We start from the raw sequence: 15,487 nt of genomic DNA on the forward strand, positions 1-15,487 counted from the left end.
CCAGAGTGCCCCGACCGACGCGTGCCACCCAGGCCACGGTCCTTCGTACGTCCAGTGGTCCTACTACTGGCGGGGGCAGGTTCATGTGCGTACGACCGTGAATACTGGACATATGGACGAGCAGCCCTTTCACGGACACACGGGCCCGGCCGGCCGGGAGCCGGGACGGCCGCTGGACCGGCGCGCCGAGCTCAGCGAGTTCCTGCGCACCCGACGGGCACGGCTGAAGCCGGAGGACGTGGGGCTGCCGGACTTCGGGCGGCACCGCAGGGTGCCGGGGCTGCGCCGCGAGGAGCTGGCGCAGCTGGCCGGGGTGTCCGTGGCGTACTACACGCGTCTTGAGCAGGGCAACGGACGGAACGTGTCGGCGGAGGTGCTCGACTCGATCGCGCGCGCCCTGCGGCTGAGCGGGGCCGAGCACGCGCATCTGACGCATCTCGCGAAGCCCAGGCAGCACAGGAGGAAACCGTCGGCCCGGCCGCAGCAGGTGCGGGTGGCGCTGCGGCAGCTGATCGACAGCTTCGACGGTGTGCCGGCGTACGTCGTCGGGCGGCGTTCGGACGTCCTCGCCTGGAACCGGATGGCCGCGGCCGTCTTCGGGGACTGGTCCCGGATGCCCGCACAGGAGCGGAACTGGGCGCGGATGGTGTTCCTCAGGCCCGAGTACCGCGAGCTGTTCGTGGAGTGGGAGCAGAAGGCGTCCGACATCGTGAGCTATCTGCGGATGGACGCGGGCTGCCACCCGGACGATCCGCGGCTGTCCTCGCTGGTCGGGGAGTTGTCCGTGAAGAGCGAGGAGTTCCGGCGGCTCTGGGCCACGCACGACGTCAAGGAGAAGAGCCACGGGATGAAGCGGGTGCACCATCCGCTGGTGGGCGAGCTGGCGCTGTCCTTCGAGAACTTCCGGCTCGTCGACGACGAGGAGCTGTCGCTGGTCACGTACCACGCGGAGCCGGGCTCGGCCTCGGCGGAGGGGCTGCGGCTGCTCGCGAGCTGGGGGGCGGACGCGACCCGGGCGGGCTCGGCGACGACGCCGCACACATAGTCCTGCGCTCCCAGGTGGTCCCCGCGCCCCGGCCCGGGGACCACCTGGGGGCGCGGGGAACCGCGCGACCGGCCCCCACCGGGCCGCGGACGAGGAACGGGCGGTCAGGCGGTCAGCCCCGCTGAGGCTGCTCCGCACCCCACGTCCACCGCGGAACCGGCTGCTCCGCCGGAGGCACCGCGTCCGGCGCCGAGAACTGCACCGCCACCCGCGTCCCCCACTCCGCGTACGCGACGAACGCCGAGCGGAACTCGGCGTCCGTCGGCAGGTCCGCCGCGTCCGCCGCGTCCTGCAGGAGGTTGACCCAGCGGCGCCGCTGGGTCTCCGTGATGCCCCTGCCGAGGTGCCTGGCGACCAGGTGCCCGTGGCCCCCCTGCGTCTCGGAGGAGGCCGGCGGCCCGCCGAGGACCTCGCCGAACCAGGACGTGAGCCGGGACGCGTGCTCGGTGGAGAGCCCCTCGAAGACCGGGGCGAGGACCTCGTCCTCACGGACCATGCCGTGGAAGACCTCGGTCAGCCGGGCGAAGGCATCGGCGCCCCCGGCCCGGGCGTACAGCGTGGGCACGGCCGATCCCGTGCCCCGTACGGCCGTCGGCCGGTAGTGGCGCATCTCCTCGATCGATCCGGAGAAGGGGCCGATCTCGGCGATGAAGTCGGTGAACAGCTCGGACTCGCGGAAACCCTCGACATGGTCCTCGGTGGACGTCCAGGTGACGCGGAGCACGAAGTGCTCGAAGTCGTCCTCGGCACGGGCCAGCTCGAAGTCGACGCACTGCGGGGCCGCCGCGAGTTGCGCGGCGGCCCGGTTGTAGGCGGCGAGGAACTGTGCCGACTGCTGCTCGGGAATGAGGTACCGGATGTACTCAACGGTGTGCGCGGTCATACCCCACGCCTACCCGGACGGCCCGCCGGCAGCTCTGCTTCCGGCGGGCCGTCCGCGCGCGTGTGCGTTCAGCGAGACGGGGTCACTTCCCGTAGCACACGGGGTTACTTCCCGTAGTACGCGTTGTAGATCGAGATCGTCGACTTGTTGTCCTTCTTGTCGGCGATCTTGGCGTGGAAGGAGATCCCCTTGCCCTTGGCCGGGTTCGTGACCGCGACCTTGCCGTTCTTCACGGTGAGCTTCTTCCAGGTCTGGCCGTAGTCGTACGACACGTACACCGCGAGCGACTTGAGGTTCTTGCCCGCGGCCGAGCCCTGGACGGTCACCGGGACGGAGACCTTCTCGCCCGCCGGTGCCCTGCTGTCCAGGCCGACGGCCGCGTCGAAGCGGACCGAGGACGCGGGCAGCCTGGCCAGGTCGGCCCTCTTGGAGCGGAAGGTCCAGCTGGCGTCGACGCGGGTGGAGGCCGCGGCGATCTTGACGCTGCGCTTGACCGAGGTGGTCAGCTTGTACGAGGCGTCACCGGCCGGGACCCTGAAGAAGCCGTCCCCGGTCAGCGGGTCGCTGTTGGAGCCGACCTCGACGCCGTTGCGCAGGAGCTTCGTGGTGGCCGACGAGTGGAGCGAGGAGCCGGCGTGGGTCTTGCCGTCGGCGAACAGCGGCAGGGAGCCGTAGATGTCGTCGCCCTCGCGGTAGATGCCGAAGTCCGAGCCGATACGCGGGCCGAAGACCGCCGTGTTGAAGGTCTTCTCGTACTTCTTGCCCGCTGCGAACGTCTGCGGGTTGCCCAGCGTGTAGTAGGCCTCCAGGGTCGGGAACCCGTCCTCGTCGGCGGGGCCGTACTGCTCGAACTCCAGCCCCCACTTGATCTTGTCGCTCGTGGACAGGTACAGCGTCCTGGCGCCGGGCAGCTTCTGCTCGAAGGCGGTACCGAAGGTGAAGGACCCGGGCAGTTCGCCGGCCGGGACGAGCGCACCGGTCTTGCCGGGGGCCGAGGCGCCGAGGTTGTTCTTCACCGTGGCGAGCTCACCCGCCTTGAAGTGCCGGACCTTGTCCCCCTGGAACCGCTTGACCTCCGCCGTGGTGGCCACGTCGTACTCGGCGTCCGCCCCCTTGGTCCACTGGCCGCCCCAGGTCTGGACGAGACCGGTGACGTCCGCGCCGAGGTGCGCGATGCGCAGGTCGGCGAACGAGGTGAAGCCGGCCGTGACGCCCATCTCGGCGGGGTCGTAGAAGTAGGAGACCATCGCGGACAGCGGCTTCGCCCCGGCGTCCGGCACCGTGATGTCGGCCGCCTGGGCCGTACGGGCGTCCAGGGTCACCGAGACGTCCTTCGTGACGTTCAGCCTGGGCTGGAGCAGCCAGTCGAGGCCGCCCTCGAAGGTCTGGAAGTCCTTCACGATCCAGGAGTCCAGCAGGTACGTGCCCTTGGGCACGCGCACGGTCGCCGTGCCGTCGCTCTCCGGCGCGGAGAAGCTCCGGTCCTTGCCGGGCCCCGCGTACCCGAACAGGTCCGTGAGGTGGCCCGGCGCGGGCCGGCCGTCGCGGCCGATGTGCTTGAGCGTGACGTCGTACGACTCCACCTCGCGCTGCACCGCCGCCGCCGTGCGGACGCTCTGGCCGCCGCCGGTCGCCGTCACGTACGCGGAGTAGGCGCCGTCGAGCGTGCCGCCCAGCCTGGTGTCGGCCGTGAGGTCGGCGGAGGCCGTGCCGCCCGCCGGGACGGTCAGCTTCCTGGCGCCGAGCGTGAAGAAGCCGGCCGGCGCGGCCTGCCCCTTCGGATCGGCGGTCGTCACCGAGAGGTTCAGCGTGACGTCGGCCGTCCCGAGGTTCCGGTACGTGACCTTCTCGGTGACCGGGGTGTCGTCGGTGTGCGGCCACTGCTGGATGCCAAAGCTCACCGACGACGGGACGGCGACCACGGTCTGCTTGATCGCCTTGTCCACCTGGACGCGGCCCGAGCCCTGCTGGAACGGCGTGTGCTTGCCGCCCTTCGCGGAGCCGGTGAGGGCGCCCTTGAGCTCGGTGTACGTCCAGTCGGGGTGCTGCTGCTTGAGGATCGCGGCGGCGCCCGCTACGTGCGGGGTCGCCATCGACGTGCCCGAGATGGAGACGTAGCCGGCCGGCTTCTCGCCGACCTCCTGGGCTATGACGCTGCCCGGGGCCGAGGCGGCCGTGATGTCCACGCCGGGCGCGGTCACGTCGGGCTTGATCTGCCCGTCGAGGCCGGGGCCGGTGCTGGAGAAGGGGGCCAGGGTGTCCTTGCCGTCGACGGCGCCGACGGTGAGCGCGGCCTCGGCGCTGCCCGGGGAGCCGATCGTCTGCTCGCCGGCCTCGCCGCTGTTGCCCGCGGCGATCGCGAAGAGGATGCCCTTCTCCTCGGACAGCTTGTTGACCTGCGCCTCCAGCGGGTCGATGGCGGGGGTGTCCCCGCCGCCGAGGCTGAGGTTCACGACGTCGGCGCCCTGCTCGGCCGCCCAGTCCATGCCGGCGAGGATGCCCGAGTCGTCGCCGAAGCCGTCGTCGTCGAGCACCTTGCCGTTGAGCAGCTTCGCACCGGGCGCGACGCCCTTGTACCTGCCCGCGGCCTTGGCGCCCGTACCGGCGGCGATGGACGCGACGTGCGTGCCGTGGCCGTACCTGTCGGTGGCGTCGGGCGCGGTGGAGAAGTTCTTCTCGGCGACGACCTGGCCCTTGAGGTCGGCGTGGGTCGCGTCGACACCGGTGTCGAGGACGGCGATCCTGACGCCCTTGCCGTCGTACCCGGCGGCCCACGCCTTGTCGGCGCCGATCTGCGGGACGGACGTGTCGAGGCTGGCCCTGCGGATCCCGTCGAGCCACACGTGGGCGATGCCGGAGGCGGTCCTCGCGCCGCCCGCCCGGGAGTCCGTGACGGCGGCCCACAGGTCGGACGCGTCGGCCCTGGGCGTCAGGACCGCGTCCGCGTTCAGTGTCCGCAGGGTCCTGCGGACCTCGGTGTCACCGGCGTCGCGGACGTCCGCCCTGGCCCGCGCGGCGGTGCCGCTGTAGCCGACGATCAGCTTGAGGCCCCGCTTCTGCGCCTTGCGGTTGCCGGGTTTGTCGAGTTCGGTGACGTCGAAGAGCCGCTGGTCGAGCTTGCCGGTGGCGATGAGCCGCGCGGCGTCGGCCGGCACGACGAGGGTGTGTCCGCCGGCCTTGCGGATCTGGACGGGTATCCCCTCACGGCCCTCGGCCCGCTCCAGGCCGGTGACGCGGCCCTCGGCGTCGACGACGACACGGTCGCCGGTGATGAGGGGGATGCGGTGCTTGGGCGCGGTCCGCGCGACCGGGGCCGATGCGGTGTCCGCGTGCTCCGCCTGCGCCGACGCCGGGCCGGTCATGCCCGCCGTCAGGGCCACGGCTGCCGCCGTGGCGATCGTGGCCGCGCACGCTCTTTTCACTTGTCTGCGCAAGTCTCCCCCTGGAGAGCAGGTCCGGGATGAATCCCCGTTCATCCGGCCAGGGGGCATTCCTTGCGCATGCTCGCGCGCATCCCCCCGGAATACTCAGTATGCCGGGGGGTGATCAGTCGCTCAACAGCGTTGGGAGGGTCAGGAGTTGGCGTTCTCCTTGACGGTGATCCTCCCCTTTCGGATCGTGGCGACCCGCGGCGCTTTCCGCGCGATCGCGGAATCGTGCGTGACCATGACGAAAGTGAGCCCGTACTCCTTCCACATGGTGTCGAGTACGTCCATGATCTCGTCGCGCATGGACTCGTCGAGGTTTCCCGTGGGTTCGTCGGCGAGCAGCACCTTGGGCTGTTTGACCAGGGCACGGGCGATGGCCACGCGCTGCTGCTGGCCGCCGGAGAGCTCGGCCGGCAGGTGGCCGCGCCGCTCGGCCAGGCCGACGGACTCCAGTGCGGCGGCGGCCCTCTCCCGGCGCTCCCCCGCCTTCACCCTCAGGGGGACGAGGGCGGTCTCCACGTTCTCCTGGGCGGTAAGGGTGGGAATGAGGTTGAAACTCTGGAAAACGAATCCGATGGTCCCGCTGCGGACTTCGGTGAGTTTGTTCTCGGACAGCCCGGCCAGATCCGTTCCGTCCAGTTCGATGCTTCCCGAGGTGGGGCGGTCCAGACCTCCCAGCATTTGCAGCAGGGTGGATTTTCCACCTCCGGTGGGGCCCTGGATCACCAGGCGGTCACCGTTCCCGATGGTCAGGTCCACGCCCGCCAGGGCGTCCACGGTCTCCCTGCCGCGTTTGTACTGCTTGGTAATGCCTCTTAGTTCGTACATGGTGTGACTCCTGGGGGTCGCTCCGCGGGGATGCGGTGGGAGGGTGCGGGCCGGCTGTGGCCGAGCGCGCGGTTCCCCGCGCCCCTGTCGGGGCGGGGGTGCGGGCCGGGCGGTCTACTCGACGCGGCGCAGGGCGTCCGCCGGGCGGAGGCGGGAGGCCCGCCAGCCGCCGAACGCTCCCGCGACGAGGCCGCCCGCCACCGCCAGGGCGACGGCCACCGCGATCGTGCCGAGGGCCACCGGCGCGGTCAGCGTCACGTCGAGGGCCCTGGCCGCCGCCTGGCGGGCCGGGCCGCCCGTACCGCCGCCGGGGCCCCCGCCGCCTCCCGGGCCGCCCGTGCCCCCGCCGGTGGAGCCGAGTTCGGCCTGGAGCGTCGGGCTGACCGCGGTGACGGCGTACGCGCCGCCGAGGCCCAGCGCGATACCGAGGACGCCGCCGACGAGGCCGTTGACGACGGCCTCCCCCACGACCTGCCGGGTCACCCGGCCGGACGTCCAGCCGAGTGCCTTCAGCGTGCCGAACTCCCGTACCCGGCGGGAGACGGCCGACGAGGTGAGCAGGCCCGCGACCAGGAACGCGGCCACGAGCACCGCGACCGACAGCCATCTGCCCACGTTCGAGGCGAGGTCGGAGGCGGTGGAGAGGGAGCCGGAGACCGTGTCCGCGAGGTCGGCGGAGGTCGTCACCGTCGTACCGTCGATGTTCTCCTGGATGGCCGACTCGACGGTGTCGAGCTGCTGCGAGTCGGACGCCTTGACGTAGATCGTGGTGACCTCGTCCTCCGCGTCGCCGAGCGTCTGCGCCTGCTTGAGCGGGAGGTAGAGGTCGGCCGCCGCGTCCCCGCTGTCGGGGGTCGCGATGCCGATCACCTCGTACTCGACGCTCTTCACGGTGACCGTGTCACCGACGGCGAGCTTCTTCTCCTCGGCGTAGGACGCGTCGGCGACGACGACCTCCGCGTCGGTCTCGGAGGTCCTGAAGGTACGGCCGCTGGTGATCTTCGAGGAGGTCAGCGGGCCCAGGTCCGGCTCGGTGACGTCCGTGCCGTAGACCGAGTAGTTGTTGACGTCGAAGTCGGCGCCGCCGCCCTCGACGCGGCCCTGCGGGGACTGCTGGGCACCGGGGCCGCCGCCCTGCTGGTCGCCGCCCTGCCGCTGGTCCTGCTGCTGGTCCTGCTGGAACTGGCCCTGCCGGAACTGTCCGCTGACCTTGACGACCTGGAGGCTGAGCCCGCCGACGGCGTCGGAGACGCCCTTCTGCGTGCCGACCTTCGAGACCGTGTCGGCGGCCAGGGTCTGGAAGCCCTGCACCATGACGCGGTCGCTGCTCTGCTCCTCCCTGGAATCGCCGTCCCGGGCGTCGAACCGGAAGCGCGGGCGCTCGCCCGTGCCCGACTGCGCCTGGGCCGCCTTGGTGACCGTCATGTCCGTGCCCAGCCCGTACAGCGACTGGAGGACCTTGCCCTGCGCCTTCTCCATGCCGGACGACACGGAGCCGACCACGATGACCAGGGCGATGCCCAGGGCGAGTCCGGAGGCGACGACGAGCGCCGCCTTTCTGCGGCGGCGCAGTTCGCGCCTGAGGTAGGTGAAGAACATGGCCGCAAGCTAGGGACGGCATGTGATGGGGGGATAAGCCCCGCATAGGAGAAGGATGAGAAGCACCCCGCGGAAACGCCGAGGGCGGCTGCTCGTGACGAGCAGCCGCCCTCGGGACGCGGGGTGTCCGGGGTCAGACGGCCGAACCGGCCTTCCACGCCGCCCAGTCCATGTTCCAGCCGTTGAGGCCGTTGTCCGGGGCGATCGTCTTGTCACCGGTGTTCCGCACGTCCACGACGTCACCGATGATCGAGTTGTTGTAGAACCAGGCGCCCTCGGTGTCCGGGTCGTTGGCGCCCTTGGTGTCGTTCAGGCCCACACAGCCGTGACTGGTGTTGACGCTGCCGAAGATGGAGTCGGCGCCCCAGTAGTTGCCGTGGATGAACGTGCCGGAGGTCGACAGCCGGATGGCGTGCGGTACGTCCTTGATGTCGTACTCGCCCTTGCCGTCGTCGTCGGTGAAGCCCACCGTCGCGCCGTTCATCCGGGTTTCCTTGAACTTCTCCGACATCACCATCTTGCCCTCGTACGTCTTGTTCTCGGGCGAGCCGGCGGAGATCGGGATGGTCTTGATGGTCTTGCCGTCCTGCGTGACCTTCATCGTCTTGGTCTTGGCGTCGACGATGGAGACCTGGTTGCGGCCGATCTTGAAGGTGACCGTCTTCTGCTGCACGCCATACACGCCGTCGGCGCCCTCGACACCGTCGAGCTTCAGCTTCAGGGTGACGGTGGAGTTGCCCTTCCAGTACTCCTCGGGGCGGAAGTCCAGGCGGTTCGCGCTGAACCAGTGCCCGACGACTTCCTGGCCGCTCGTGGAGGAGACGGTGATGCCCTTCTGGACGTCCGCCTTGTTCGTGATCGCCTTGTTGAAGGTGATCGAGACCGGCATGCCGACGCCGACGGTGGAACCGTCCTCCGGCGTGAAGTTGCCGATGAAGCTGTCGTCCGGGGAGACCGTCGTGAACGACGCGTTCTCGTGGGCGGCGCGGCCCTCCGAGTCCTTCGCCGTCGCGGCGACCTTGTAGACGGTGCCGCGCTCCAGCTGGCCGCTGGGCTCCCAGCTCTTCTTGTCGGCGGATATCTCGCCCGCGACGGCGGCACCGGCCGCCGTCTTCATGGTCACCTGGGTGAGTGTGCCCTTGGCCACGGTGACCTTGGCGTCGTTGTTGATGGAGGCGTTGCTCGAGCCGTCCTTGGGCGTGATCTTGATCTGGGCCTCGGAGTTCTCCTTGGCCGCCGCCTCGTCGGCCTTCGCCTGCGAGCCGCCACCACCGCTCTCCGCCTTGGGGTTGTCGTCGCTCCCTCCGCTGCACGCGGAGAGCACCAGCACCCCGCCGAGCAGTGCGGACGCGACCGAGAGGCCCCTGCGCCGCTTACCGTCCGTCATCACACGCTTCTCCATCGTTGCCGAATCCCCAAAAGCCCGGGAGTCCCCGTAACACCTTCAAACGCTACGACCGCTTCGTCCCGTTCCACATCCGTCACAGGTGTGGGGCACGCCACGTCAGTCCACGGGATACGCCTGGTGCGGGTGTCGGTCACTGCGTCCCGTGAGACGACAGAACCCCGGGTGGCGGTTGCCGCCCGGGGCCACGATTTATCCGAGCGGTGTCAGCCGTTGACGTCTTCCCCGTCCGAGGCGTCATCATCCTCGTCCAGATCCCAATCCGGCGAATCGGGGTCGTAGTCGATCTCCTCACTGCTCCAGGACGCCTGGGCGAGGTCGACCCCGGGCACGTCCCCGACCAGGTCGAACGGGTCGACGAGATAGGCGAGGGCCTCGGCCGTGTCGTCCGCCACCGTGCTCTCGGCGTGAACTTTCTCACCGGCCGGGATCTCGGGGTCCTCGGCGATACGGCCCAGCGCCGCCTTGGTGAGCGCGTCCTCGTCGTCGACCTCGATGACCAGTTCCACACGCAACCGTACAAATCGCGATGCCTCGGGTGTGCTCATACCCCGGAGCCTACGGCTCATGACCACCGTGACTTTCCTGTGACCCGCACCTTTCACTAACATCGCCCTGCACGGCCAATTCGCCAGCGTCGCAAGGGGATCGATATTCCGTGTCCGCACGTCGATCGTTGCTGACAGCCAGCGCCGCGGGGGCCCTGCTGGGCGCCCTGTGGTTCGTCCCGTCCGCCAACGCGACGGACGACATGCCCACGGAGCACAGAACACGGGAGTACAGAACACAGACGACGACCACCGCGGTGCTCCGTACCACGGCGCGCACCGACGCGGGCGCGTCCGAAGGGACCGTCGCCCGCACGACCGGCCGGGCCGACGCCTCGACGTCGACCGGCACCGCCACGTCGACCGACGTCTCCGGGACGGACGACGTCTCCGGGACGGCCGACACCTCCGGGTCTGACGACGGAACCTCCGCCGGGACGCACACCCGGCTGGCCGACACGGGAAGCTTCGACACCACCCCGTACGTGGCCGGCGGCACACTGTTTCTGAGCCTGGGGGCGGGGTTCGTGGCGTATTCGGTGCGCCGGGAGCGCACGACCGCCCACTGAGCGACCCGCGCCCGGGCGGGGGCGGGTCCGCCTCCCCGCCCGGGCGGGACCGCGCACGGGCGCCGGCGGGCCACCGGAGTCCGGCAGCCCGCCGGCGCCCGGCGGTGACCTCCTAGGCGGACCTGCGTCCGCCGCCCTGCCCGCCCCGCGTACCGCGGTTGCCTCCCGTGGCGCCCGAGCGCGTCCCCGCGCCCGCACCGCCCCGGCCACGCGTACCTCCGCCGACGCCGCCGGCCGACCGCGTGCCGGTACCGTTACCGGTCCTGGCGCCGCCACCCGACCGCGTGCCGGCCGCCGCCGCGCCGCGACCGCCCGCGCCGCCGTTCCCGCCACCGCGCCGGGTCCGGGGCCTGCCCTGGGACGGCTGGGCCACCGCGGGTTCCGGTACGGGGATGACGACCGGGACGCCGGACGGCTCCCGCGCGCCGGTGATCCGTACGAGTTCGTCGTCGCTCGACCGGACGCGGGCCGTCCGCGGGCTGATCCCCGCGTCGGCCATCAGCCGGGTCATCTCCCGCTTCTGCTCCGGCAGGACCAGCGTGACGACACTGCCGGACTCCCCCGCGCGGGCGGTGCGGCCGCCGCGGTGCAGGTAGTCCTTGTGGTCGGTGGGCGGGTCGACGTTCACGACGAGGTCGAGGTCGTCGACGTGGATCCCGCGCGCCGCCACGTTGGTCGCGACGAGGGCGGTCACCAGACCGGTCTTGAACTGGTCGAGCGTGCGGTTGCGCTGCGGCTGGGAGCGTCCGCCGTGCAGGGCGGAGGCCCGTACGCCGCTCGCGAGCAGCCGCTTGGTGAAGCGGTCGGCCGAGCGCTTGGTGTCGACGAAGAGGATCACGCGCCCGTCGCGGGCGGCGATCCGCATCGCGACGGCCTTCTTGTCCGTCTCGTCGGCGACGTGCAGCACGTGGTGCTCCATCGTCGTCACCGCGCCCGCCGAGGGGTCCACGGAGTGCACGACGGGGTCCGTGAGGAACATCCGCACGAGCTTGTCGATGTTCTTGTCCAGGGTCGCCGAGAACAGCATGCGCTGACCGTCCGGCTCGACCTGGTTGAGGAGCGCCGTGACCTGGGGCATGAACCCCATGTCGGCCATCTGGTCGGCCTCGTCGAGGACGGTGATCCGCACCTGTGCGAGGGTGCAGTCGCCCCGGTCTATCAGGTCCTTGAGCCGTCCGGGCGTGGCGACGAGCACCTCGGCACCGCGCCGCAGCAGTGCGGACTGCTTGCCGATGGACAGTCCGCCGACGACGGTCGCGAGCCGCAGGTTCACGGCGGTCGCGTACGGCGTGAGCGCGTCGGTGACCTGCTGCGCGAGTTCGCGCGTGGGCACCAGGACGAGGGCGAGCGGCGCCTTGGGCTCGGCGCGCCGGCCGGCCGTGCGGGCGAGCAGCGCGAGGCCGAAGGCGAGGGTCTTGCCCGAGCCGGTGCGGCCCCGGCCGAGGATGTCGCGGCCGGCGAGGGAGTTGGGGAGGGTCGCGCCCTGGATCGGGAAGGGCTCGGTCATGCCCTGGGCGGCGAGGGTCTTGCCGAGCGCGGCCGGCATGTCCAGCGCGTCGAAGGACTCGACGGAGGGCAGCGCGGGCGTGAGCGTCTGCGGGAGGGCGAACTCCTGCGGCGCGGTGGACTGCGGGGACGGCTTCCTGCGCGCGTTCCTGCCGCCGTTGTTCGCGGCGGCCGCCGGGCCTGTGCCGCGTGTGCCACGGGAGCCGCGGGTACCCCGGGAATTCGCCGGGCGTGCGCCGGCGGGTCGTTCAGGACGTTCGGATCGAGTCATGCTGGATCTGGAATTCCTTCCTGGGCCGCACGGTTGCCCGTGCTGTCACGGTTTCCGTGTTCTCACGGCTCTCCGTGCTCAAGGACACACGGACACACGGACAGCACGAGCCGGGACCCGCACCCGAAGGTGTGGGCCCCGGCTCGCGTGGTGCGCGTCCCGGAATTAGGCGGGGACGATGTTCTCCGCCTGCGGGCCCTTCTGACCCTGCGTGACGTCGAAGGAGACCTTCTGGCCCTCCTGCAGCTCACGGAAGCCCGAGGAGGCGATGTTGGAGTAGTGGGCGAAGACGTCGGCGCCGCCGCCGTCCTGCTCGATGAAGCCGAAGCCCTTTTCGCTGTTGAACCACTTCACGGTGCCAGTAGCCATGTCATTTCTCCTTGGATAGGTGGCTCCCATCCGGAAATGACCGGAAAAACAAAACGCGCCTGAGAGAGAATCCTTTCAGGCGCACAAGTTAATGGGTACCAAAAACGTTTCGTTGAGAACTCTAGCACAGGAGGAGCAGGGGCCGCTGTGACGGACACGACAGCCCCGCTCCTCCTTCGACGGAATCTCTCAGGCCAGCGGTCCCGTCACGGACTCGACCGCCGCGACCAGGTGGCCGCCGCGCACGAAGACCTCCGCCGCGGCCAGGTCCGGGGCGAGGAAGCGGTCCGGTCCCGGGCCGGCCACCCCGGCGGCCCTGGCGGCGTCGACGGCGGCCCGCGAGGCGGGCGCCAGGGCGAGTCCGGCGCGCAGTTCGAGGGCGCGCGCGGCGGCGTACAGCTCGATGGCGACGACACGGGCCAGGGCGTCGACGGCCGTACGGAGCTTGCGGGCGGCCGACCAGCCCATCGAGACGTGGTCCTCCTGCATGGCGGAGGACGGGATGGAGTCGGCGGAGGCCGGGACGGCGAGCCGCTTCATCTCGCTGACCAGGGCGGCCTGCGTGTACTGGGCGATCATCAGGCCGGAGTCGACGCCCGCGTCGTCCGCGAGGAAGGGCGGCAGGCCGTGCGAGCGGTTCCTGTCGAGGAGCCGGTCCGTGCGGCGCTCGGCGATGGAGGCGAGGTCGGCCGCGGCGACGGCGAGGAAGTCCAGCACGTACGCGACCGGCGCCCCGTGGAAGTTCCCGTTGGACTCGACCCTCCCGTCGGGCAGCACCACCGGGTTGTCGACGGCCGCGGCCAGCTCGCGGTCGGCGACCAGCCGGGCGTGCGCCATGGTGTCGCGGCCGGCGCCCGCCACCTGCGGGGCGCAGCGTACCGAGTACGCGTCCTGGACGCGCGGGGCGTCGTCCTGGTGGTGGCCGGTGAGCTCCGAGCCCTTCAGGACGGCCAGCATGTTGGCGGCGCTGGCGCTCTGGCCGGGGTGCGGCCGGATGGCGTGCAGCTCGGGCGCGAGGACCCTGTCGGTGCCGAGGAGCGCCTCCAGGCTGAGGGCGGCCGTGATGTCGGCGGACGTGTAGAGGGTGCCGAGGTCGGCGAGGGCCATGAGCAGCATGCCGAGCATGCCGTCGGTTCCGTTGAGGAGGGCCAGGCCCTCCTTCTCGCGCAGCTCGACGGGTTCGATGCCGTGCGCGGCGAGCAGTTCACCGGCCGGGCGGACCGTGCCGTCCGGACCTTCGGCGTCCCCCTCGCCCATCAGTGCCAGGGCGCAGTGCGAGAGCGGCGCGAGGTCGCCGGAGCAGCCGAGGGACCCGAACTCGTGGACGACCGGGGTGATGCCGGCGTTCAGGACGTCCGCCATGGCCTGCGCGACGGACGGGCGCACGCCGGTGCGGCCGGAGCAGACGGTCTTCAGCCGCAGGAACATCAGGGCCCGGACGACCTCGCGCTCGACGCGCGGCCCCATCCCGGCGGCGTGCGACCGCACGATGTTGCGCTGCAGCCGGCCCCGCAGCTCCGGGCCGATGGACCGGGTGGCGAGGGCTCCGAAGCCGGTGGAGACCCCGTACACGGGCTCGGGTTTGGCCGCCAGCGCCTCCACGATCTCGCGGGCCGCGGCGAGTGCCGCCACGGCCTCGCCGGAAAGCTCGACCCGCGCGCCGCCGCGCGCCACGGCCAGCACGTCGGACGCGGTGACCCCGGCCGTCCCCACCACCACAGTGTGCATATCCATATTCAGGAGCGTACGCAGTGAATGTGATGATGTCACTACCGGGGACCGGTCACGGTCCTTACCGGCGGCCGCGGAACCTCCGGCGGTCGGCCGCCGGGGACGGGGGCGCGTCGGCGAGGCGCACGACGGGGTCGTCGGGCCCTTCACGGCCGGCGACGACGGGCTCGGCGGCACGTACGGCCTTGGCGCGGTACTGGGCCGCGTCGGCGAGGCGGAAGAGGCGGCGGGCCGAGTGGACGGGCCCGAGCGGGTCCCCGGTGGAGGCGACCCCGCACGCGACCCCCTCGCCGAGTTCGAGCCCGGCGGCGCGGCGGCAGAGCTCGTCGGCGACGCGGACCACCTCGTCGGCGGTGGGACCCACCGCGAGCAGGCAGAACTCGTCACCGCCGAGGCGGGCGGCGAGCGTGCCGGGGAGCATCGCGCCGCACAGGGACAGCACCGACCCGAAGCGTTCCAGGAGCCGGTCGCCGACGGCGTGCCCCTGGGTGTCGTTGACGCGCTTGAGGCCGTTGAGGTCGCACACGACGAGGCTGACGACGACCCCCCGGGCACGGTGGCACTCGACGGCCTCGTCCAGGCGCGCGTCCACGGCCCGGCGGTTGGCGAGGCCGGTGAGCGCGTCGGTGAAGGCGAGCCGCCGGGCCTCTTCGAGCCGTTCGGTCTGCGCGATCCCGGCGGCCACCACGGAGGCGAGGACGGTCGCGAAGTCGGCGTCGGCGGGCCCGAAGGGGAGGGCGCCGGCTGGGCGGGCGACGTACAGCTCGCCCCAGGCGCGCCCGTGCAGGACGACCGGCGCGACGACGCAGCAGCCGCGCCCGCGCCGCCGCAGCGCGGCGACCCGCCCCCAGCTGTCACCGGGAGGTGCCCCCGGGCAGTACCCGGCACGCCCCGCGGCGGACCCCTGCACCGTCTCCACCCAGGCGTTGGACTCGCCCCCGCCCACCCAGCGCTCGTGCAGGAACTCGGTGATCTCGGGGAAGCGGTGCACGGGGTACGCCTCGCACTCCGGGAACTCCTCCTCGTCCCGGGTCAGCTCCCCCGTGTTGACCAGGACGCGCAGCCGCCCCAGGTCCCGCTCCCACACGGACAGCGCGGCGAAGCTGCCGCCCAGCGCCCGGCGGGCCCCGTCCGCCGCCGCGCGCCACGACTCCTGCGGGGCGTGCGCGGCCGCCATGCCCTGCGCCAGTGCCACTACGGCCCGTAGCCGCACATCGTCACCACCCATCACACCAGGTTAGGTAGTTTTGTACGATTTTGAGACGTCGAAGCCGGGAGAGGGCTTTCCCCGGAGGCGGCCGACTG

Annotated in this window: 12 protein-coding genes; 2 read left to right on the forward strand and 10 right to left on the reverse strand. The window is 71.5% G+C overall.

Going from position 1 to position 15,487, the window contains the following annotated elements:
* Positions 1–112: 112 nt before the first annotated feature.
* On the forward strand, positions 113–1,045 hold the full coding sequence (locus tag KM933_RS00510; RefSeq protein ID WP_221347722.1) for a helix-turn-helix transcriptional regulator: 933 nt from the start codon (positions 113–115) through the stop codon (positions 1,043–1,045).
* A 112-nt stretch (positions 1,046–1,157) separates the two neighbouring features.
* Here KM933_RS00510 and KM933_RS00515 read toward each other — a convergent pair whose 3' ends face one another.
* The 6 genes from KM933_RS00515 to KM933_RS00540 all read right to left on the reverse strand — a co-directional run bounded on the left by KM933_RS00515 (position 1,158) and on the right by KM933_RS00540 (position 9,736).
* Positions 1,158–1,928 (reverse strand): group II truncated hemoglobin, encoded by a 771-nt coding sequence (locus tag KM933_RS00515; RefSeq protein ID WP_221347723.1) that lies wholly within the window; start codon positions 1,926–1,928, stop codon positions 1,158–1,160.
* Positions 1,929–2,032: 104 nt separating this feature from the next.
* Entirely contained in the window at positions 2,033–5,350 is a 3,318-nt protein-coding gene (locus tag KM933_RS00520) for a S8 family peptidase (protein ID WP_430727256.1), read from the reverse strand.
* 150 nt (positions 5,351–5,500) lie between these two features.
* A complete protein-coding gene (locus KM933_RS00525; protein WP_221347724.1) occupies positions 5,501–6,184 on the reverse strand; it encodes an ABC transporter ATP-binding protein in 684 nt (227 codons plus the stop codon).
* Positions 6,185–6,298: 114 nt separating this feature from the next.
* Positions 6,299–7,783 (reverse strand): ABC transporter permease, encoded by a 1,485-nt coding sequence (locus KM933_RS00530; protein WP_221347725.1) that lies wholly within the window; start codon positions 7,781–7,783, stop codon positions 6,299–6,301.
* Between the two features lie 133 nt (positions 7,784–7,916).
* On the reverse strand, positions 7,917–9,185 hold the full coding sequence (locus KM933_RS00535; protein ID WP_221347726.1) for a L,D-transpeptidase: 1,269 nt from the start codon (positions 9,183–9,185) through the stop codon (positions 7,917–7,919).
* A gap of 209 nt (positions 9,186–9,394) precedes the next feature.
* Positions 9,395–9,736, reverse strand: a complete 342-nt coding sequence (locus tag KM933_RS00540) for a hypothetical protein (protein WP_221347727.1) — start codon at positions 9,734–9,736, stop codon at positions 9,395–9,397.
* A 110-nt stretch (positions 9,737–9,846) separates the two neighbouring features.
* On the opposite strand from KM933_RS00540, the gene KM933_RS00545 reads away from it, so the two are divergent.
* A complete protein-coding gene (locus tag KM933_RS00545; protein WP_308013190.1) occupies positions 9,847–10,305 on the forward strand; it encodes a hypothetical protein in 459 nt (152 codons plus the stop codon).
* Positions 10,306–10,417: 112 nt separating this feature from the next.
* On the opposite strand, the gene KM933_RS00550 is transcribed toward KM933_RS00545, so the two are convergent.
* The 4 genes from KM933_RS00550 to KM933_RS00565 form a co-directional block, all read right to left on the reverse strand.
* The gene (locus tag KM933_RS00550) at positions 10,418–12,082 is read right to left on the reverse strand and encodes a DEAD/DEAH box helicase (RefSeq protein ID WP_221347728.1); all 1,665 of its coding nucleotides are present in this window, start codon (positions 12,080–12,082) and stop codon (positions 10,418–10,420) included.
* 165 nt (positions 12,083–12,247) lie between these two features.
* The gene (locus KM933_RS00555) at positions 12,248–12,451 is read right to left on the reverse strand and encodes a cold-shock protein (protein WP_006126182.1); all 204 of its coding nucleotides are present in this window, start codon (positions 12,449–12,451) and stop codon (positions 12,248–12,250) included.
* Positions 12,452–12,640: 189 nt separating this feature from the next.
* Positions 12,641–14,179: a histidine ammonia-lyase gene (gene hutH / locus KM933_RS00560; RefSeq protein WP_221347878.1), complete on the reverse strand. Its 1,539-nt coding sequence runs from the start codon at positions 14,177–14,179 to the stop codon at positions 12,641–12,643.
* Positions 14,180–14,243: 64 nt separating this feature from the next.
* Positions 14,244–15,410, reverse strand: coding sequence for a GGDEF domain-containing protein (locus KM933_RS00565; RefSeq protein ID WP_260332840.1), 1,167 nt, complete (start codon positions 15,408–15,410; stop codon positions 14,244–14,246).
* Positions 15,411–15,487 lie beyond the last annotated feature (77 nt).

Origin of the sequence: Streptomyces beigongshangae, assembly GCF_019710745.1 — a bacterium.
Lineage (GTDB): Bacteria > Actinomycetota > Actinomycetes > Streptomycetales > Streptomycetaceae > Streptomyces > Streptomyces beigongshangae.

Excerpts from the sequence above, each read along its gene's own strand:
- KM933_RS00510 (WP_221347722.1), top strand. The coding sequence starts at position 113 with ATGGACGAGCAGCCCTTTCACGGACACACGGGCCCGGCCGGCCGGGAG.
- KM933_RS00515 (WP_221347723.1), bottom strand. The coding sequence starts at position 1,928 with ATGACCGCGCACACCGTTGAGTACATCCGGTACCTCATTCCCGAGCAG.
- KM933_RS00525 (WP_221347724.1), bottom strand. The coding sequence starts at position 6,184 with ATGTACGAACTAAGAGGCATTACCAAGCAGTACAAACGCGGCAGGGAG.
- KM933_RS00530 (WP_221347725.1), bottom strand. The coding sequence starts at position 7,783 with ATGTTCTTCACCTACCTCAGGCGCGAACTGCGCCGCCGCAGAAAGGCG.
- KM933_RS00535 (WP_221347726.1), bottom strand. The coding sequence starts at position 9,185 with ATGGAGAAGCGTGTGATGACGGACGGTAAGCGGCGCAGGGGCCTCTCG.
- KM933_RS00540 (WP_221347727.1), bottom strand. The coding sequence starts at position 9,736 with ATGAGCACACCCGAGGCATCGCGATTTGTACGGTTGCGTGTGGAACTG.
- KM933_RS00550 (WP_221347728.1), bottom strand. The coding sequence starts at position 12,082 with ATGACTCGATCCGAACGTCCTGAACGACCCGCCGGCGCACGCCCGGCG.
- KM933_RS00555 (WP_006126182.1), bottom strand. The coding sequence starts at position 12,451 with ATGGCTACTGGCACCGTGAAGTGGTTCAACAGCGAAAAGGGCTTCGGC.
- hutH (WP_221347878.1), bottom strand. The coding sequence starts at position 14,179 with ATGCACACTGTGGTGGTGGGGACGGCCGGGGTCACCGCGTCCGACGTG.
- KM933_RS00565 (WP_260332840.1), bottom strand. The coding sequence starts at position 15,410 with ATGGGTGGTGACGATGTGCGGCTACGGGCCGTAGTGGCACTGGCGCAG.